The 18,487-nt window shown below is 60.1% G+C and carries 18 protein-coding genes; 5 read left to right on the forward strand and 13 right to left on the reverse strand.

The window, feature by feature from the left end:
- Nucleotides 1-157 precede the first annotated feature (157 nt).
- From CG471_RS08200 to CG471_RS08210, 3 genes are read left to right on the forward strand one after another with little or no spacing between them, the layout of a single operon-like run.
- Nucleotides 158-745, forward strand: coding sequence for an RNA polymerase sigma factor (locus CG471_RS08200; protein ID WP_099231555.1), 588 nt, complete (start codon nucleotides 158-160; stop codon nucleotides 743-745).
- The gene (locus CG471_RS08205; RefSeq protein WP_099231521.1) at nucleotides 705-1,706 is read left to right on the forward strand and encodes a FecR family protein; all 1,002 of its coding nucleotides are present in this window, start codon (nucleotides 705-707) and stop codon (nucleotides 1,704-1,706) included. Before CG471_RS08200 ends, CG471_RS08205 begins: the two co-directional genes overlap by 41 nt.
- Before the next feature lie 32 nt (nucleotides 1,707-1,738).
- On the forward strand, nucleotides 1,739-3,040 hold the full coding sequence (locus CG471_RS08210) for an MFS transporter (protein ID WP_099231522.1): 1,302 nt from the start codon (nucleotides 1,739-1,741) through the stop codon (nucleotides 3,038-3,040).
- Between the two features lie 90 nt (nucleotides 3,041-3,130).
- On the opposite strand, the gene CG471_RS08215 is transcribed toward CG471_RS08210, so the two are convergent.
- From CG471_RS08215 to CG471_RS08230, 4 genes are all read right to left on the reverse strand, one after another.
- Nucleotides 3,131-3,568, reverse strand: a complete 438-nt coding sequence (locus CG471_RS08215; RefSeq protein ID WP_099231523.1) for an RES family NAD+ phosphorylase — start codon at nucleotides 3,566-3,568, stop codon at nucleotides 3,131-3,133.
- The gene (locus CG471_RS08220; protein ID WP_069337036.1) at nucleotides 3,565-3,993 is read right to left on the reverse strand and encodes an antitoxin Xre/MbcA/ParS toxin-binding domain-containing protein; all 429 of its coding nucleotides are present in this window, start codon (nucleotides 3,991-3,993) and stop codon (nucleotides 3,565-3,567) included. Before CG471_RS08220 ends, CG471_RS08215 begins: the two co-directional genes overlap by 4 nt.
- Nucleotides 3,994-4,393: 400 nt before the next feature.
- Nucleotides 4,394-4,699 (reverse strand): type II toxin-antitoxin system RelE/ParE family toxin, encoded by a 306-nt coding sequence (locus CG471_RS08225; protein WP_099231524.1) that lies wholly within the window; start codon nucleotides 4,697-4,699, stop codon nucleotides 4,394-4,396.
- Nucleotides 4,696-4,944, reverse strand: coding sequence for a type II toxin-antitoxin system ParD family antitoxin (locus tag CG471_RS08230; protein WP_257211466.1), 249 nt, complete (start codon nucleotides 4,942-4,944; stop codon nucleotides 4,696-4,698). The genes CG471_RS08225 and CG471_RS08230 overlap by 4 nt, the downstream gene beginning before the upstream one ends.
- Before the next feature lie 113 nt (nucleotides 4,945-5,057).
- Between CG471_RS08230 and CG471_RS31650 the strand changes: the two genes are divergently transcribed.
- On the forward strand, nucleotides 5,058-5,243 hold the full coding sequence (locus CG471_RS31650) for a hypothetical protein (protein ID WP_306552736.1): 186 nt from the start codon (nucleotides 5,058-5,060) through the stop codon (nucleotides 5,241-5,243).
- Nucleotides 5,244-5,353: 110 nt separating this feature from the next.
- On the opposite strand, the gene CG471_RS08240 is transcribed toward CG471_RS31650, so the two are convergent.
- The 9 genes from CG471_RS08240 to CG471_RS08280 all read right to left on the reverse strand — a co-directional run bounded on the left by CG471_RS08240 (nucleotide 5,354) and on the right by CG471_RS08280 (nucleotide 17,202).
- The gene (locus CG471_RS08240; protein WP_257211467.1) at nucleotides 5,354-5,839 is read right to left on the reverse strand and encodes a restriction endonuclease; all 486 of its coding nucleotides are present in this window, start codon (nucleotides 5,837-5,839) and stop codon (nucleotides 5,354-5,356) included.
- 311 nt (nucleotides 5,840-6,150) lie between these two features.
- Nucleotides 6,151-7,869, reverse strand: coding sequence for an amidohydrolase (locus CG471_RS08245; protein WP_099231526.1), 1,719 nt, complete (start codon nucleotides 7,867-7,869; stop codon nucleotides 6,151-6,153).
- A 58-nt stretch (nucleotides 7,870-7,927) separates the two neighbouring features.
- Entirely contained in the window at nucleotides 7,928-8,401 is a 474-nt protein-coding gene (locus tag CG471_RS08250; protein ID WP_257211468.1) for a GNAT family N-acetyltransferase, read from the reverse strand.
- The gene (locus CG471_RS08255) at nucleotides 8,379-8,633 is read right to left on the reverse strand and encodes a hypothetical protein (RefSeq protein WP_218964244.1); all 255 of its coding nucleotides are present in this window, start codon (nucleotides 8,631-8,633) and stop codon (nucleotides 8,379-8,381) included. The genes CG471_RS08250 and CG471_RS08255 overlap by 23 nt, the downstream gene beginning before the upstream one ends.
- A 5-nt stretch (nucleotides 8,634-8,638) precedes the next feature.
- Entirely contained in the window at nucleotides 8,639-10,414 is a 1,776-nt protein-coding gene (locus CG471_RS08260) for an amidohydrolase (protein WP_257211469.1), read from the reverse strand.
- On the reverse strand, nucleotides 10,336-11,670 hold the full coding sequence (locus tag CG471_RS08265; RefSeq protein ID WP_257211471.1) for an amino acid permease: 1,335 nt from the start codon (nucleotides 11,668-11,670) through the stop codon (nucleotides 10,336-10,338). The genes CG471_RS08260 and CG471_RS08265 overlap by 79 nt, the downstream gene beginning before the upstream one ends.
- A 104-nt stretch (nucleotides 11,671-11,774) precedes the next feature.
- Nucleotides 11,775-13,226, reverse strand: coding sequence for an NAD-dependent succinate-semialdehyde dehydrogenase (locus tag CG471_RS08270; protein WP_099231557.1), 1,452 nt, complete (start codon nucleotides 13,224-13,226; stop codon nucleotides 11,775-11,777).
- A 32-nt stretch (nucleotides 13,227-13,258) separates the two neighbouring features.
- Entirely contained in the window at nucleotides 13,259-14,539 is a 1,281-nt protein-coding gene (gene gabT, locus CG471_RS08275; protein ID WP_099231531.1) for a 4-aminobutyrate--2-oxoglutarate transaminase, read from the reverse strand.
- A gap of 86 nt (nucleotides 14,540-14,625) precedes the next feature.
- Complete coding sequence (locus tag CG471_RS08280; protein ID WP_099231532.1) at nucleotides 14,626-17,202, reverse strand: TonB-dependent receptor; 2,577 nt, start codon at nucleotides 17,200-17,202, stop codon at nucleotides 14,626-14,628.
- Nucleotides 17,203-17,474: 272 nt separating this feature from the next.
- Here CG471_RS08280 and CG471_RS08285 point away from each other — a divergent pair, with 272 nt between their 5' ends.
- The gene (locus CG471_RS08285; RefSeq protein ID WP_099231533.1) at nucleotides 17,475-18,392 is read left to right on the forward strand and encodes a LysR substrate-binding domain-containing protein; all 918 of its coding nucleotides are present in this window, start codon (nucleotides 17,475-17,477) and stop codon (nucleotides 18,390-18,392) included.
- Nucleotides 18,393-18,487: the final 95 nt, after the last annotated feature.

Consider the following 18,487-nt stretch of genomic DNA (forward strand, 5'->3'; position numbering starts at 1 on the left):
GAGGCCGATCGCGTTTCTGCTAACGACGCTTAAAAATATCTCATTTTTGTGACGAGGGGGCCTTCGCTATCGGTCTGGCACTGCCTCGACGCAGCGCCGCATCGGGCGCGCCGGAGAGGAGAATGATAAGCACAGGGGGACGAGCGTGGCTGTGGACGTGGACTCGATCAGGGCAAGGCTGGACTGGTTCAAGCAGGCCATTCTGCCTCATGAGGGCGCCTTGCGCTCCCGCCTGCGCCGGGTGGTTTCCCATCGCCAGGATGTGGATGACATCGTCGCCGAATGCATGACCCGCGCCTATGCGAACGGCGACATTCACCGCGCACAGAGCGGCAAGGCCTTCCTGTTCCAGATCGCGCGCAACCTGCTGATCGACGAGGCCCGGCGCGAGAAGATCGTGTCGCTCGAACTGGTCGCCGAATTCGACGTGCTCCAGACCGACAATTCGACCGAGGAAGCGCTGCATGCGCGCGACGAGCTGCGCCATCTCCAGGCCATTCTCGACACGCTGCCGGCGCAATGCCGACGGGCCTTCATCCTGCGCCGTGTCCATGAGAAATCGGTCAAGGAGATAGCAGAGGAGATGGAGCTGTCCGTCTTTACTGTGGACAAGCATTTGACGCGCGCGGCTGTGAAGATAATGCAAGCCATCGGACAGTTTGAGGGTTCTGGATTTGGTTGGTCGCTACAGAAGCGCGGAAGACATGCAGGCGATCGAGGCCGAAGCGGCTCGTCTGTATCTTAAGGCGCGGGCGAGCGACGCCCCCGAAGACTGGAATGACGCCTATGCCTGGGTGGCGCTGGACCCTGCCCATGGTTTCGCCTTTGCCAAGGCGGAGGCCGGCTGGGAGCTGACCGAGCGGCTCAATGAACTGCCCGCCAGCCAGCAGGACGAACCGGTAACGTCCGCAATCGCGCTGCCCGACGATCCCGCCCCGGAAGAACCGGTTGCCGAAATCCGGCCGCGCCTGGTCGGCCGGCGTGGCCTGCTCATCGGCCTGGCGACCGCAGCTGCCGCGGTCGGCGTCGCCTCCACCGTCGCGCTGCGCCTGCTCGGCACGGTCGATCATTATCGCACGGCCCTGGGCGAGACCCGCACAGTGCAACTTGCCGACGGCTCCCGCATCCATCTCAACACCAACAGCTCGGTCGAGGTCGCGCTGCGCGACGACATCAGGCAGATCACCCTGCTGAAGGGCGAGGCGCAGTTCGATGTCGCGCATGACAAGAAGCGGCCCTTCATCGTCAATGCCGACGGGACGCTGGTGCGCGCCGTGGGCACGATGTTCAACGTCCGCCTGCGCGCCGACGTCACCGAACTGACCGTGATCGAGGGGATCGTGGCGGTCCGCAACGGCGACTCCGCCGTCCGCCGGATCGAAAGCGGCCGCAGCGCCGCCGTGCGCAGCGGCAGCATCGCCGTTACCCATTTGGAACCGGCCAAGATCCGGCAGCGCACCGCCTGGCAGGCGGGTATGGTCGAGTTTGAGGGCGACACGCTCGCCCAGGCGGTCGAGGAGTTCAACCGCTATCGCCCCACTCCGCTGGTGATCGGTGATCCGGCGATCGCCAGCCTGCGGGTCGGCGGTGCCTTCCGCCTCGACCGCTCGCAGGATTTCGTCGACGCGCTCGAAAGCGGCTTCGGCATCCGCGCCGTTCCGGGCAGCGACAATTCGATAATTTTGGTCTCCGCCGAAGGGAGTTAGCAGAACGCACCGGGCCGTCCGTATCAACGGGGATGGAACATGTTGCGTCTCTCTCCCCAGCCAGTCTTTCCCGCCAGGATCGCCTGAAATCCATCCTTGGCGGATCGATCGGTAATCTGATCGAATGGTATGACTGGTATGTCTATTCCGCCTTCACCCTCTATTTCGCGCCGGTCTTCTTCCCCTCGGACGACAGCACCGCCCAGCTGCTGAATGCGGCGGCGATCTTCGCCGTCGGCTTCCTGATGCGGCCGATCGGCGCCTGGGCGATGGGCATCTATGCCGACCGCAGGGGGCGCAAGGCGGGCCTCACCCTGTCCGTCATGATGATGGCCGGCGGATCGCTGATGATCGCCGCCATCCCCGGCTATGCCAGCATCGGCGTCGCCGCGCCGGTCCTGCTGCTGCTCGCGCGCCTGATGCAGGGGCTGTCGATCGGCGGCGAATATGGCGCCAGCGCCACCTATCTGTCGGAAATGGCGCAGAGCGACCAGCGCGGCTTTTTCTCCAGCTTCCAATATGTGACGCTGATCGCAGGCCAGTTGCTGGCGCTCTGTGTCCTGCTGCTGCTCCAGCTATTCCTCACCGAACATCAGCTGGAAGGCTGGGGCTGGCGGGTGCCGTTCGTGATCGGCGGGGTGATGGCAGTCGGCGTCTATCGCCTGCGCCGCGGCCTCAAGGAAACCGAAGCCTTCGTGGAAAGCGCGGCGGTCAGGGAACAGCCCCGCTCAAGCGGCCTCAACCTCATCCGCCGTCATCCGCGCGAAGTGCTGCTCGTCATGGCGCTCACCGCCGGCGGCACGCTCGCCTTCTATGCCTACAGCACCTATATGCAGAAATTCTTGGTCAACAGCGCCGGCTTCGGCCGCCAGACCGCGACCGCGATCATGGCGTCGGCGCTGTTCATCTACATGCTGTTGCAGCCCATGGCCGGCTGGCTGTCCGATCGCATCGGCCGCAAGCCCCTGCTGATCGGCTTCGGCGTCAGCGGCGTCCTGTTCACCACCGCGATCTTCACGGCGTTGGAACGCGTCACCTCCTCCTTCGGCGCGTTCCTGCTGGTGCTGGGCGGCCTGGTGATCGTCACCGGCTACACCTCGATCAACGCGATCGTGAAGGCGGAACTGTTCCCGGCCCATATCCGGGCGCTGGGCGTCGCGCTTCCCTATGCGCTGGCCAACACCCTGTTCGGCGGCACCGCCGAATATGCCGCGCTCTGGATGAAGCATGCCGGGATGGAAGGCGGCTTCTACTGGTACGTCACCGCCATGATCGCGGTGTCGCTGATCGTCTATCTGCGCATGCCCGACACGCGCAAAATCAGCCAAATTTGAACCGGACTTTGTTCACACGTCGCTGTAGAAGGGGTAGCCCGCTAAAAGCAGCCTTCGGCCAGCAAAGCCAGCATGGGGGCGAGGGCGACGCTATGCCAAAAGTCGCGGATCAATCTGGAACGGTTCGTTCCTTACGATGGCTACTGCGGCCATCTGGGGATGGAGTACATTGATAAGAATATTCCACTCCTGAGGGACGACGACGCTCCGAACCTGCATGATGAGATGACCGCCCCTCCTCAGGAACGCGTTGCCAGCTTCCAAACAGGCGTCATCATCGGTCGGGCTTGGATCGAGTCTTTGAATTGAGGCGCTGTCGGGAACTTCGATCGTCAGAAGGCGCAGATCATCGGGAAGCAATTCGGCTGGCAGATCGAGGTGAACGAGCACCTCCAGAACGGCAAGACTGGGCGTCGCCGCAGCATAGACCATTGGCCTTCCGGCGGAATTCCAGCGCCCGCCCCAAAGACGTGCGCCCTCGCCATCGAGAGCAACATGGGCGGCCTTGCATAAACGATAGAGGATCACGCAGCGATACCGTGCCCAATCCGACCAAGAAGCGCCTCAACGGCGCGCGCGCCACGATCAGTGTCAGCCATGGCAAGGGGGGTCTCCCCCTCAAGCGCGCGGTTCTGACGATTGAGCCATTCCTGCGCCTTGCCGGCAGTGCCGAAGGTCTCCTCAGCAGCTGCGACAATGCTCACCACCCGCAGTAGACGATCCGATTCGTCCTGTTCAAGCAATTGCTCATTCTTCTTTCGGCGCTTGAAAGTCCTAAGGCTGAGCACCTTGGGCTCGAGCGCATTGAAGTTGAGCCCCGAGGTAAGGAGGAAATGATCGACCGCCTCGGTCGGGACGCCTCGACGAATGAGCCGAACAACATCCCGCTCATTGTGGAGCGGGCCGGTCAGAGCCTCTCCGCCAAGCAGCTCCTGGATCCTTTCCACTGACATAAGTACCTCACAAAATGCCGATCAAAAATCGGCAGATTGCAATCTAGGTGAAAATTCGGGCTCCTTCAAGCCGCCTCCCCTTCCATTGAGTAGCAGCCGGGTCTGAGCGTGCCTATCTCCATGCTTGGGCGGGGTCGAACCATGCACGAGTATAGCGAACTCTTCATCGGCCACTTATCTCTACAGCAGCGGCACTCGCGCGCGAGCAGACATCGGGATGCCTTTCAAGTTGGCTGCGACTGCTGGCACTAACAGGTTGCGGAAAAAGGCGTCGCAGTGGTCGTCATCGCCGCGCATCCCGATCCCTTCAACATCGCTCGTCGCAATCCTGGAATCACCAATGCCTCTTCAGGGCAAGCTCCTTTTTCCGCAACCTGCTAAGGTGGACCGCTCCTGAGCATCAGGAATCGCGGAGCGCAGGCCCAAGGTCGCGTAGGGCGTTGATGACACGCTGAACGGTGACGGATTGCCTGTCCACGCTGTAGGCGATCAGCAGGCGGCGCCCGAAAGTCAGCGTGCGCAGGCCTGCGATCAGGTCATCACGGGGCGATCCGCGATGAGGGAAGTCGGCGAGCGCCGCGATGCGCTCTTCAATTCTGGCCAGATAGCCATCTGCCGTGGGAATATCGGCTTCCGCGCTGACCCATCGGTGGAGTGTGATCAAGTCTTCGATCGCCAGGGCGGACAACTGCACGTCATAGGTCATGTCTTGGCGATCGAGGCCCGGACCTTTGCAAATGCCTTGTCGAGCGGCATGGCCGGACGAGGATCGGCCAGTGCCTCTGCCACGCGGACGCGAACGAGTTCATCTAGCACGGCCTCTTCGCGATCCAGCGCGCGCAGTCCGGCGCGCATCACCTCACTCATGGAGGCATAGCGACCGGACGCTAGATGGCGTTCAGCGTGCGACGCCATTTCGCCAAGCGTTACCGAGATTGCCTTCGCAGCCATGCCTGCCTCCATTTGATATGATTTTATCATATAGCGCTTGAGCGCTGAATGCCAGTGCCGGTTCGTCAGGTTGGCGGAATGGTGTAGAACCTTGGCATAAGGGATCAAAAGGCATGACGACGAAAACCTACCCGCTGTGGACGCAGGATCAGGCGATTGCCTATGAGGCGGCGCTGGAGGCAATCAATGACGTGATAGCCGGTTACAGTGAACAGATTAACTTCGAAAGCCAGCGGACGATCCCGGATCAGGCACGCATCGACTGGCTGGAGTGCGCACCACCCAGGCGCGCAGGGTAGCGGAGTCCTTCGCTGTCACCGATGACGCCACCGTTGCCCAGGTGCTGATGGAATATAGCGCGATCGTGCGAGAGCGGGATTCGCGGGAGGCACCCCTGTGACCTGCGCAGTCATTCCTCCGCGAAGAAATCTTCATCGAGCCGCTTGAACTCAATCCTGCGGCTGACGCGGACGCCCACGCCATATTCGATCATCAAGTCGGTCAGACGGTCCCCGTCGATCAGGATGACCCGCTGGGCGAGGTGCTTGACGTAATCGCGCGCTTGGCTGCTGAAGGTTGAGGTGGTGACGAAGACACCCTTGGTGGCGCCGTGGTGGCCGACCAGGCTGCCGACGAAGGCCTGCACATCGGGGCGTCCGACCGTCGTGTCGGCATAGCGTTTGGCCTGCGCATAGACCCGGTCCAGCCCCAGCCTGTCCTCGTTGATGACGCCATCGACGCCACCGTCGCCCGAACGGCCGAGTTGGGTGGCCGCGTTCTTGTGCGATCCGCCATAGCCCATGGCGATCAGCAGATCGACGATCAGTTGCTCGAAGAAGGCCGGGCTGTTCTGGACGATGCGTTCCAGCAACTCCGCGCGGAGGGCCGATTGCACCGCCTGATAGGCCGCTTCAATCTGTTCCTCCGGTGTGCCGGTTCCGACTGACGCGGCGATGACAGCGGACCCGGCATCGTCGTCAACGGACTTCTAAAATGCCTGCGTTCGCCGATGGAACATGGCCTCACCGGCGAACGCAAGAGCACGTGCGATGGGATTGTACCTAAACTGATGCGTTGGATGCCCGATGAAGGGAGGCATCCAACGCATCAGTTCGTATCGCCCGCCAAACCATTTTGCGGGCCGCCAGCCGTCATACTCTCACATGGAAAATCAAACGAGTTGGCCCCAGCACCATTAATTACAACTTACTCGCCGACGCTCCGCTGATAGACGACCTTGCCACCAACCATGGTCATGTCGACCTTGGCAGATAGAAGATCATTTTCACTGGCTATCATGGGATCTTGGTCGAGTACGATCATGTCGGCAAATTTACCAACCTCCAGCGTGCCCTTCTTCTGTTCATCCCAGCCAAGATATGCGGCTTTTTCAGTGTAAAGCCGGATGGCCTCCTCGCGGCTCACAGCTTCCTCCTGACCAAAGACCTTGCCGTCCGGCCCCTTGCGTGTGATCGCCGTGTAAAGGCCAACCATCGGCCCGATGGGCAGATTGTCACTTCCGAACACCATCTTGACGCCAGCCTTGAGAGGGAGAGCAACCGGATTATTGTGCTCAAGGCGATAGCCATCGAGCGTCTGCTCGTAGCGTCCTTCCAGATTGTAGAGAAAATTGGGCTGCGCCGCTGCCCAGGTTCCGTTCGCGGCCATCATCTTCATGGTTTCAACGGAAGGGATCATCGTGAAATGAGACAGGAACCAGCGATGATCCGTCTTGGGATGCGCCTTGAGCTCAGCGTCATAGATGCCTGCCATATCCTCGATCGCCTGGTCGCCGATCGAATGGATGCCAACCTGCCAGCCCAAAGCGCCTGAGACGGACACGATCTCACGCGCGACATCCTGCGAGTAGAAGGTCTTGCCTCGAAAGCCAGGCAGCCGCTTATAATCTTCCTTGGTAAAAGCTGTCGGCCCGGTAAAGCCGCCATCATAGGGGGATTCGCCAATCGGGCCGAGCTTGAGGCGATCATCGCCATAGCCCGTATGATAGGGAAAAGCCTTGAGCCGTTCGGCGCCGGGCCAGGCGATGTAAGTGATCATACGCGGGAGATCGGCTCCCATCTCGGAATATATCGACCGGAATTCCGCCCAGCTGTGGCGTCCTGAGGCAAAGGCATCATTGGGCCCTCCCTTGCCGATACCACCCTTTCCTTCAGGCTCATCGTCGATCGAGGTATAGGCTTCCATGACGGTGGTAATGCCCAGGCTCAAAAGCCATTTGAGCTTTGCAATGTAGCTCGGGCGCATCTGCTCCTTGCTGTCGAGCGGAACGAGCCGGGCGACGAGATCGCTGCGTTCACGAATGATACCGTTGGGCTCGTTGCTCGCACTGCGCTCGATCATGCCGCCGTCCGGCTCGGGCGTCGACGCGTCGATACCGGCAAGTTTGAGCGCAGCGGAATTGGACACCGAAGAGTGGCCGCCGGCACGGGTCAGGATGACCGGATTGTTCGGCGCAGCAACATCAAGGTCGGCCCGCGTCGGGACACGGTTGTCCGCCAGCAACGCCTCATCCCAGCCATAGCCCGAAATCCATTCCCCCGGCCCCAGCTCCTTCGCCTTTGCCGCGACCATCTGCTGGATTTCGCTGATCGATTTCGCCTTGTCCGGCTCGACCGAGCGATGGGACAGACCGCTGACATGCAGATGCGTGTCGATGAAGCCGGGCATCAGCGTTCGACCACGCAGATCGATCCGCTGCGCATCGGGATAGCGCTTGATCAGTTCAGAGCCTCCCACCGCAACAATCTTTCCATCTTTGACCGCGACGGCCGAGCGGATGGAAAAGGCCTTGTCGACCGTAAGCACCTTGCCGTTGAAGAGCAGCATATCGGCCGGGGCAGCAAAGACGGGCGTCCCAACCATCATGCTGGCGAGCATCGAGACGGCATAGAGTGAGTTCTTCATGCGGAACCTCCTGTGTCGAATGAGGAAATGGAGCCGGACAAGCTGCCCGTGCCTGAAATCAGAGTATTTTACGGTATTGGACAAAGCCGGACCGGTGAGCGATCCGGTCGTAGAGCAGCATCGCATCCTGATTATCTTGATGTGTCAGCCAGTGGACGCGCGAGCAATTTCTGGCCGAAGCGGCTTCGTAGACCGCTTGGATAAGCCGCCGGCCAACTCCAAGGCCCCGAAACCTGTCGCCCACGTACAGGTCCTGGAGATAACAATAATCGCCGTCCGTCCAGGTCGACCGGTGCCAGATGAAATGGACAAGGCCGATTGCCTGCCCATCCAGCCAGGCAAGAAGGCCATTCACCGGCTCTGCCGGGTCCAGAATACGCGACCAGGTCAAATCCGAAACGTCCGGCGCGATCGCAACCTCATAGAAAAGCTGATAGCCTGCCCAGAGCGACGACCAGGCGCCGCGGTCTTGTGGGCGAGGCCGCGCAAGGATTGGCGTTGCCCCCGGCTCAGTCATGATCGGCTCGCTCAATATGCGCGTCCAGGTGCGAAAGGCGTGCCATCAGCCGATTGGCAAGCGATGCCCTTACAGCCTGTCCCCCTACAATTTTGCGCCAGCTATTATAGCTGATACCAAAGCGCGCATTGAGTTTCTCGTCGGTACGACCATCCAGATACAGCCTCATGCGGGCAACCGTTTCTGGCTGCACCAGAACAAGCTTTTGCGACTTTCCCGTCCGCCCCGGCTCGACTGCTGGCGACACGGGCTTCACCGCTTGAACACCATCTTGCCGCCGATGAACGTCATCTCGACCTGGGCCTTGAGGATTTCCTCTTCGGGGATGGTCAGAAGATTGCGGTCCATCACGATCATGTCGGCAAGCTTGCCCGGTGTCAGGCTGCCCTTCTTGGCCTCGTCCCAGGTCAGATAGGCAGCGTCCTGCGTATAGGCCTTGAGCGCCTCATAGCGCGACACCGCTTCTTCCTCGCCATAGACGGTTCCGCTCTCCCCCTTCCGCGTTACCGCGACATAAAACCCCCAAAGTGGCCCGATCGGCAGATTGTCCGATCCAAGCGTCATATGCACCCCAAAGCGCAGCGGTGTGCCGAGCGGATTTATATGCTGGAGCCGCCCCCCTTCGAGCGTCTGGTTGTAGCGTCCCTCGAGATTATACAGGAAGTTGGGCTGCGCGGCGCCCCAGATGCCGTGGCTCGCCATTGTCTGCAGCGTAGGCAGCGGCGGGAGCATGGTGAGGTGCGAGGAAAACCAGCGATGATCCTTGATTGGCGCCTCGTCGAGCGCCGAGGCATAGGATTCGATCAGGCGCGCGATCGCAGCATCTCCGATCGCATGGATGCCAAGCTGCCAGCCAAGATCGCGTGAAGTCCGAACGAGTTCATCCATCTCGTCAGGCTTGAGTGCTGCATGACCGCGGAACCCGGGCATGCCCTTATAGTCATCGATCGTCCAGGCCGTAGGCCCTGTGAAACCGCCATCGGCCGCAGGCGCCTCACCGATCGGGCCGAGCTTGAGCCGGTCATCGCCATATCCGGTCTTATAGGGAAATGCCTTCAGGCGTTCAGCACCAGGATATACGATGTAGAGCGCGGCGCGCGGCAGACTCTCGCCGTCCTCAGCATAGATTTCACGAAACTGCTTGTAGGTGTGAACGCCGCGCCATTGGCTCGCCGGAGCGCCGCCCTTGCCGATTGGCTCGTCGTCGATCGTGCTGAGTGCCTCCATGATGCTGGTTATGCCGAGTGGAAGGAGCGACCTGAGAGCGGCAGTCCAGCTAGGCTTCATCTCCTGCGACGAGGGCTGGGGAATATGCTTGCTGTAAAGGTCGCCACGTTCGCGAATGATCCCGTTGGGTTCGCCATTGGAATAACGCTCCACGACGCCCCTGTCGGGATCCGGCATCCCTTTCACGATGCCTGCAATCTTCATTGCAACGCTATTCCCTACGACGCTGTGCTGGCCCGCTCGAGTGAGCGCAACCGGATTTCGAGGAGCAGCAACGTCGAGATCAGTGCTGACGATGTTGCGACCCTCAGAAAGTTTGGCCTCGTCCCAGCCATAGCCGATGATCCACTCGCCCGGACCAAGCTCCTTTGCCTTGGCCTTCACCCTCGCCTGCACATCCTTGATCGATCTGGCTGTTTCGAGCGCAACCGAGCGCCGCGACTGGCCGGTGATGTGAATATGGGTGTCGATGAAGCCGGGCATCAGGACCCGGCCCTTGAGGTCGATGGTTTCTGGCGCCGTGTAGGCGATGGTGAGCTCGTCACCGCCCACAGCAAGGATCTTGCCGTCCTTGACCGCCACGCTCGTTGCAGAAGGCCGATCCGGGTCCATGGTAACGACCACAGCGTTGGTCAGCAGCATGTCGGCTTGCTCGGCTGCCCGGACGGTCTGCGAAAGGCCCGCCAGCACCAGTGCGGTGCCGACAAAAAGAGATGTACGGATCACGATGCGGAACTCCGTCCAAGGGAAGAAGAAAGGTTGGGACTGCCGCGCAGGCTCTTGAGGAAAGACAGGGCGCATACGATCGCCAGGAGCACCAGGCTGCTAAGCAATTCAGTGCGCAACGCCGGCTTGAGCAGCATGGCAATCAGGATGATCGCGATACCGCCTGCGGTCAGATAGCTCCCATAAGGATGGAACCACATGCGGATGATCAGCCGCTCAGGTGCCTCATGCTCGATCTTTTTGCGCATGCGCACCTGCGCGAAACAGACGAGCAGATAGATGAACAGCATGACGGCGCCCGAGGCATTGACCAGAAAGCTGAACACCAGCTCGGGCGAGAGGATTGAGGCGGCGAGCGCCCCATATGCAAACAGGCTGCCGATCAATGTCGAACGGATGGGCACATGCTTGGCACTTAGCGCGACAAGCCCCTTGGGGGCATCTCCCTTTTCGGAAAGGACGAAAAGCACGCGCGAGGTGACATACATGCCCGAGTTCAGACAGGACAGCACCGCGATCAGGACAACAATATTCATGATATCACCGGCATGCGGGATTTGCATGAAGCTCAAGGTCGCCGCGAAAGGGGACTGGCCCGGAACGATACTGGTCCACGGCATGATCGAAACAATGAGGCCGATGGAGAGAAGATAGAAAAGGAGGATGCGAAGCGCGACACTCGCGGTGATCCGTGCGATCGTGCGGGCGGGTTCCTGCGATTCCGCCGCTGCAATCGTCGCAATCTCTGCGCCGCATAGGGCGAAGATAACGCTTGTGACGCCGGCGAGCACGGCTCCCCATCCATTGGGCGCAAACCCGCCATGCGCAACGAGATTGGCAAAGGTCGGCCCGTGGGGTGACGTCACGCCAAATGCCCACAGTCCCGCTATGGCGATGAAGGCGATGATTGCGACCACCTTCATGAGCGAGAACCAGAATTCAAACTCGCCATAGGAACGGGTCGAGAGCAGATTGACACCCGTCACGATCGCCAGCAGGACCACGCCGATCAGCCATATTGGCGCCGCGATCCACTGGGCGATGATGACCGCACCGGCTATCGCCTCGATAGCCACGACAACGACCCAGAAATACCAATAGAGCCAACCGCAGATGAAGCCGGCGCGATCGCCCAGCCCGGCACGGACAAGTTCGGTAAAGGAACCGGCGCCAGGCATCAGGCTTGCCATTTCGCTCAGCATCCGCATTACCATGAGAATGACGATGCCAGCGATGCCGTAGCTCACGACTACGGCGGGGCCGACCTGCGAAATCGAGGTGCTCGAACCCACGAAGAGACCGGCGCCGATAATGCCGCCAATGGCGATCATCGACACGTGGCGCGACTTTAATGAATGGCTGAGCCGATCAGGTTGCGCTGACCCCATGTCTTCCCCCTTTTCTTCTTGCTCACGCTATGTGTCTTTAGGGAGCCTCAGCTCGCCGAAACCGCGGTGCAAACGAGCTTCATGTTGAGATATTCATCGATCCCGTAACGCGATCCCTCACGTCCAAAGCCGGATTCCTTGACACCGCCGAAGGGCGCGACCTCGGTCGATATGAGGCCGGTATTGAGCCCCACCATCCCATATTGGAGCGCCTCGCTGACCCGGTAGCTGCGGGAGAGATCGCGGGTAAAGAGATAGGCGGCCAGACCCGCGCGGGTATCGTTGGCCATCGCAATCGCTTGCGCTTCGGTGTCGAAGCCTATGATACCGGCCAGTGGGCCGAAGGTTTCTTCCGCGCAGAAACGCGCTGACGATGGTACGTCGCAGATCAGCGTGGGTTCGAAGAAATTGCCATCACCCGCTATCCGCTTCCCACCTGCAATCAGTCGGCCACCATTTTCCAGTGCATCGACGACATGCTGAGAGACCTTTTCGACCGCCGCATCGTTGATCAGCGGACCAATATCGATCCCCTCATCCAGACCGCCGCCCATGCGAAGCGCCTTCACCCTGGCGGCAAGACGCTCCACGAACGCATCATATATGCCCGCCTGGACGAGAAAGCGGTTGGCGCAGACGCATGTCTGGCCTGCGTTGCGGAATTTGGATGCCATGGCACCTTCAACCGCGGCGTCGAGGTCTGCGTCGTCGAACACGATGAAAGGCGCATTGCCTCCCAGTTCCAGTGAGACCCGCTTGACGGTCTGCATGGCGCGGCCGGCCAGCATTTTGCCGACCGACGTGGACCCGGTAAAACTCAACTTTGCAATCGCGGGATGGCTGACGAGAATGTCTCCGATCGGAGCCGCAGTACCGGTGACGATGTTGAGAACACCCGCGGGCACACCAGCCTCCTGCGCCAGCAGCGCCAGGGCGAGCGCGGAGAAAGGGGTCAATTCCGAAGGCTTCACGATCATCGTGCAGCCGGCAGCCAGAGCTGGCCCCGCCTTGCGCGTGATCATAGCAAGCGGAAAATTCCAGGGAGTCACGGCTGCCACGATCCCGATAGGCTCACGCGTCACCATGATCCGCTTATCGGCTCCATGTCCCGGGATGATGTCGCCATAGGCCCGGCGGCCCTCTTCCGCGAACCAGAAAAGAAATGAGGCGGCATAGTCCACTTCGCCGCGTGCTTCAGCGAGCGGCTTGCCCTGTTCGCTGGTCATGATCCGGGCAAGGTCCTCGCGATGGGTCAGCATCGCCTCGCCCCAGCGGCGCAATATCACACCGCGATCGGCCGATGTTCGCGCGCGCCAGTGGCCCAACGCCTCCTGCGCTGCGGCAACCGCCTCTTGCGTTTCGAGCTCACCCATGTCGGGGACATGACCAAGAAGGCGTCCGGTCGCCGGGTCGGTGACCTCGATGCGGCTCTGTGCGTCGCGCCAGTGCCCCCCGATAAATGCCGATGTGCGCAGCAGATCTGGCCGATCAAGCCGGATCGAGGAAGAGGCGCTGTCGTTGCTCCCTTCGCTCACGACACGACCTGCAGGGCTTTTTCCAGTGCGTCGAGCCCTTCATCGATAATGACATCGGGAGCCGTCAGCGGCACCAGAACACGGACCGTTTCACCCTTGCCGCCGCAGTTGAGGATCACGAGACCGGCCTCGAGCGCCTTGACCGCAACCTGCTTGCCGCCATTGGCCATCGGCTTCATGCCATCATCAGGATCGAGAATGTCGAAACCGATCATGCTGCCGATGCCTCGAGGGGCGGAAATGCTCAGCAGGTCGTTACGCATGCGCCATCCCTCGATACGGGCGGAAATCAGACCGCCAATATATTGAGAACGTTTGAGAAGCTGCTCATCCACAATGATATCCAGTACAGCCAGCGCAGCAACACAGCCGATGGGCGATCCGCCATAGGTGCCTCCAAGACCACCAGGTTCCACGCAATCCATGAGGTCAGCACGTCCGATCACGCCCGACAGAGGGAACCCCCCGGCGAGAGATTTGGCGATTGCGACCAGATCGGGCTCGATCCCGCTATGCTCCACGGCGAACATCTTGCCGGTGCGCGCGAAGCCGCTCTGCACTTCATCTGCGATCAGCTTTATGCCGTGCATATCGCAGATGGTCCTTAGGGCCTTGAGCAACTCGGGCGGCGCAACATTGAACCCACCCTCGCCCTGGATGGGCTCGATGATGATTGCGGCAATCGACTGGGGGGCTGCGTCAGCAAAAAAGAGAAAATCCAGAGCCTTGAGACTGTCCTCGACGCTGATACCCCGTTCTGCATTCGGAAACGGCACATGAAAGACGTCGGGCAGAGCAGGCCCGAACTGGCGCTTATATGGATTAACCTTGCCGGTCATGGCGCTGGCAAGCGCACTACGGCCATGGAAACCCCCGGTGAAGGAGATTACGCCGGAGCGGCCCGTTGCAGCGCGAGCGATCTTGACGGCATTCTCGGTTGCTTCGGCGCCGGTCGTGAAAAGGATGGTTTTCGCGTCGCCCGAAAATGGCGCGATGGCATTCAGTCGCTCGGCCAGTTCGATATAGCTTTCATAGGCCATGACCTGAAATGATGTATGGGAAAAGCGGGTAAGCTGCTCGCTGACGGCCGCAACGACCCGAGGGTGGAGATGGCCGACATTGAGGACCGCGATGCCGCCTGCGAAATCGACGAAGCGATTACCCTCGACGTCCCAGATTTCGGCATTTTCGGCGCGATCTGCAAAGACAGGTGTGGCGGTAGCGACGCCCCGGGGAACCGCATCATTGCGCCGACCGAGGAGATCATCATTCAGCATGAGCAAGGCTCTTCTTTCATTGAGTTGACAAACCGCGGGAAGCCACGGGCCCGAGCGTGCCCGCACTTCCTGCGATCAGAGATTGGTCAGAAGGAAAGTGCAGCGGTCAGGCCGACGGTACGGGGGCGCACCACGAACGTCGTGAAGACCGGCTGGTTACGTGTGTGAGCGAGCCCGAGCTGCGGCGCCGCATTGAAGGCATTGTTGACGTAGAGCGAGAGATCAAGCTTGCCCAATTCCACGCCTGCACGCAGGTTGACGATCTCATAAGACTGCGTGATGGGCGCATTCAGATCATAGTTATAGGACCCCGGATCGGTCGCGCCGGTCGGTTTTTCCTTGCTTTTGAAAGTGTAGTCGGCGCGGGCATAATAGGTGCGATCATCGACCGGAAAACGAAAATCGCCTGACAGCGTCACCGTCCAGGGTGAGCCGGAGTTGGGCAATGCCGAGCCGCCGGTGTAGAGGGTACGACCATTGACGATCGTGTCATCATCGAAGCGGGCATCGGTATAACCGACCTGTGCGGTCAGAGTGAGACCATCGACCGGTCGCACGACCGCCTGAAGATCAAAGCCTTCGCTGGTCGCAGAGCCCAGATTGTCGGTTACCGACTGGAGGCAGCTGTTGACCGAAACGGTCGACTGGATGTTCGACCATTTGATATGGAAGACGCTGCCGTTAAGCGCCAGGAGACCACCAAACAGGCGGGTCTTGGCACCAGCTTCATAGGACCAGACCGAATCGGATCCATAGGTCTGGGGTGAGCTTGCCTGTCCTTGCGCATCCACATACCCAAGAGCGATCAGCTCGGCATTGCAATTACCCGGCAACGCGATCTGGGCGCCACTCGGACGAAAACCCTTGCTGATCGTGGCATAGACCATGCTTTGAGGCGTGACCTGATAGCTGATGCCGAATTTGGGCGTGACTGCCGTGTCCGATCCGGAAGATGCGCTATTAAGGTAGACGGGAGCAAATGGGCCTTCGCCAGGCGCATATTGTCCTACGGCAACCGCTTCACACGCAATGGTTCCGGTACCAGTACCTGGTACACAGGCCCTGCCGCGTGGCGCGTTCAGGTTATTCGCCGGCCCGTCATAATAGGCCTCATATTTGACCTTGTTGCGGGCGACGCGCACGCCGGCGGTTACCTTGAGCTTCTTCGTCACTTCATAGGTAGCGTCGGCAAAGCCGGCGAGCTGCGTATCGATCGCCTTGAAGTTGGAATAGTAGCTCGCACTGCCGTCGAGCTGCTCCACGCCATAGAAATTTACGAACGCGCTATAGCCAGGTCCGAAAGGCGCGCCGCCGCTCGACACCCCGAAGAGGGGATCGAGATAAGGCAGGAAGTTCGTCTCGGAAAGCTGGACCGCTCGCTGCTTATTGCGCGAATAAAAGCCACCGACCACCCAACTCAAAGGCCCTTGGCTGGCCGACTGCAGCCTGATTTCCTGGGTGAAGTTACGCTGCTCGTTGCTGACGGTCGAGATAGCAACGTCGCCGGCGGAGGGCACCTGGCGGCCAGCATAGGAGACCGTATAAATACTGGTGTAATCGAGCGTCTGCCGCGTGTCCCGCTTGAAATAGGAGGTCGTGGAGATAAGATCGGCAAAGCCCAGCTCTGCCTCGATCTTGAGCGAAGGCAGCCAGAACTTGTCCTTTTGAGGTTCACCATCAGTCACGTCGAGCGCGAGATGTGTTGCATCGACGGTCGGATTCCAGCGGGGTGCCACATAATCTGCCGTGTCGAAGTTCGACAGGGATGCCCAGGCAGTCGGCACGGCGTCAGGCGTATAGAAGCTCTGATAATTGACCGAGGGCGTGATGGTAATCGTCTCGGTGGGCTTGATCGTCATCGCAAGCCGCGCAGCGAATGTATCGGAGGAATTGACGTCCGATTTGTAAAGGCTGCGATTGGTGAATGTGAGCGAGTCAGCACCGAGCGCTCCGGTACTGTTCTGGACGACAGGCGTGCCCACCACCTTGTCGATGAAACCGCCATCATGCCTGAAATAGGCGCTGGCGCGGATGCCGATCTTGTCAGTCACAAGCGGGCCACCTACGGCAAACGCCGCTTCATAGCTCTCAGCGCCATTGTTGGTGGTCGCCAGGTCGCCTCGGGCAAGGCCGCTCCATTCGGATACGCTTGCCGCTGGTTGGAGGAAGCGGATGGTTCCGCCTTCAGAGCCCGCCCCGAACAGCGTGCCTTGCGGGCCACGCAGCACTTCCACGCGCTCGAGGTCGAACAATGCGGGATACATGATCGAGGATGCGACGCCGAGCGCGCGGACCTGAATGGGCGTGTCATCGATATAGACGCCGATTGTCGAAGCACCTGCAGCCGAAGAAATGCCGCGGATGGAAACATTGCTGACTGCCGTGCCGCTCTTGCGAATGGAAACGCCCGGCGTCAGACGCGCAATGTCATCGACGCTGCGCAACCCTTGCTTCACGACGTCGCTGGGCGTCAGCGCCGTCACGCTGATCGGCACTTTAGACAAAGCCTCGTTCTTGCGCGTGGCGGTAACGACGATCTCGCCGCCCTCGTTGCCTTCATTGGCCGGTCCATCCTGAGCATGGGCCGGAACTGCAAGACTCGCAATCATTGCTGACAGCGCCAGTCTCGCCACGCCACAATTCCACAGATCCAGATGCCGCATTCTAACCCCCTATTTTCGCTGGTTGGACGACGGGGCCATTTTCTTCTGATTTGGAGCGGCCAGCCGTCGGATCTTGTGTCGCGACATTATGAAAATGACCGCCGGACAGAAGGTGCTTTCACGGGATAGAATGGTGACTCTTAAGCACCATTTCATCGGCAATTCTCTGGCTGCAATTCAGCAAGCCTCCCTAAACTAGCTACTTTTTTATATAGCGGGGATCGATCACCCGCTCGTCTGTGCCATTCAGTCACCAAAAGGCGATATGTGCGATGAAACCGTCCCGTTCCGTTCCAACGCTCGCCATGTTGCGCGCCTTCGACGCATTTGGACGCGCTGGCGGTATTCGGAAGGCTGCGTTAATGCTCGAAGTCGATCATGCTGTGGTGAGCCGCCATCTTTCAGCACTCGAGGCCTTTGTAGGGACGGCCCTTATCGATCGCAGTGCAGGCGTGCGCGGCCTCACTAGCGACGGTGCCGAATATCACAGACGAATAACTGCGGCATTTCAGGAAATCTCGAATGCCACACTCATGCTTAGAAAGCGTCATGATCAGCAGCTTCTTATCTGGTGCAGCCCAGGTTTCGCTTATCATTGGCTCAGCCCACGGCTATCGGCGTTCGCTGAGCAGAATGAAGACATAGCATTCGAGCTGCGACCGATGGACTATAGTCCTGACTTCGCGATCAATGAAGCCGACGGCGACATACGTTATGTAAGGGATGCTGCCGCAACAGCCCTGCCGGCTGCATGCCGATGGTTTGAGCTCGCAAAACCACTTATATATCCAGTCGCCAGCCCGGCTCTTGCAGAAGCGATTGCCACCCGCTTGCGTGGCCCCCGCGACCTATTGAGCATGCGGTTGCTTCATGAAGAGAGCGATATGGAGTGGCGCCTGTGGTTTGCGAGCCAGGGCATCGAATTGCCACCGTCGGCTATCGCAGGCCCTCGCCTCTGGCATGCGCATGTCATGCTGGACGCAGCAAAAAGCGGGCAAGGCATCGCCCTTGCTAATGACTTTCTGGCCAAAAACGACCTTTCGAGCGGTCAGCTTGTCGCCCTCCAAACGTCAGAGCATATGTTCAAACCCGCGCGTCTGGGCAGCTATCAATTCGTGGCGAGGGCCGACCGTTGGCATAATGGTCCGCTCGCTCGCCTTCGAAATTGGCTCGTTCGAGAGGCTTCCTGATCAAGATGTGTCAACGGCGGAGCAAAAGTCGGCCATGCGGCGGCGTAAAACCGGGCCATCGTGTTACATGCCGAGGGGCACTCCCCCCGGCATTG

Origin of the sequence: Sphingobium sp. IP1, from assembly GCF_002708645.1 — a bacterium.
Classification (GTDB): Bacteria; Pseudomonadota; Alphaproteobacteria; order Sphingomonadales; family Sphingomonadaceae; genus Sphingobium; species Sphingobium yanoikuyae.

What these genes read in the sequence shown, in the direction of transcription:
- CG471_RS08205 (WP_099231521.1), top strand. Translation starts at nt 705, where the DNA reads ATGCAGGCGATCGAGGCCGAAGCGGCTCGTCTGTATCTTAAGGCGCGG.
- CG471_RS08210 (WP_099231522.1), top strand. Translation starts at nt 1,739, where the DNA reads ATGGAACATGTTGCGTCTCTCTCCCCAGCCAGTCTTTCCCGCCAGGAT.
- CG471_RS08220 (WP_069337036.1), bottom strand. Translation starts at nt 3,993, where the DNA reads ATGTCAGTGGAAAGGATCCAGGAGCTGCTTGGCGGAGAGGCTCTGACC.
- CG471_RS08225 (WP_099231524.1), bottom strand. Translation starts at nt 4,699, where the DNA reads ATGACCTATGACGTGCAGTTGTCCGCCCTGGCGATCGAAGACTTGATC.
- CG471_RS08230 (WP_257211466.1), bottom strand. Translation starts at nt 4,944, where the DNA reads ATGGCTGCGAAGGCAATCTCGGTAACGCTTGGCGAAATGGCGTCGCAC.
- CG471_RS31650 (WP_306552736.1), top strand. Translation starts at nt 5,058, where the DNA reads ATGACGACGAAAACCTACCCGCTGTGGACGCAGGATCAGGCGATTGCC.
- CG471_RS08245 (WP_099231526.1), bottom strand. Translation starts at nt 7,869, where the DNA reads ATGAAGAACTCACTCTATGCCGTCTCGATGCTCGCCAGCATGATGGTT.
- CG471_RS08260 (WP_257211469.1), bottom strand. Translation starts at nt 10,414, where the DNA reads ATGCGCCCTGTCTTTCCTCAAGAGCCTGCGCGGCAGTCCCAACCTTTC.
- CG471_RS08265 (WP_257211471.1), bottom strand. Translation starts at nt 11,670, where the DNA reads ATGATCGCCATTGGCGGCATTATCGGCGCCGGTCTCTTCGTGGGTTCG.
- gabT (WP_099231531.1), bottom strand. Translation starts at nt 14,539, where the DNA reads ATGCTGAATGATGATCTCCTCGGTCGGCGCAATGATGCGGTTCCCCGG.
- CG471_RS08280 (WP_099231532.1), bottom strand. Translation starts at nt 17,202, where the DNA reads ATGCGGCATCTGGATCTGTGGAATTGTGGCGTGGCGAGACTGGCGCTG.
- CG471_RS08285 (WP_099231533.1), top strand. Translation starts at nt 17,475, where the DNA reads ATGAAACCGTCCCGTTCCGTTCCAACGCTCGCCATGTTGCGCGCCTTC.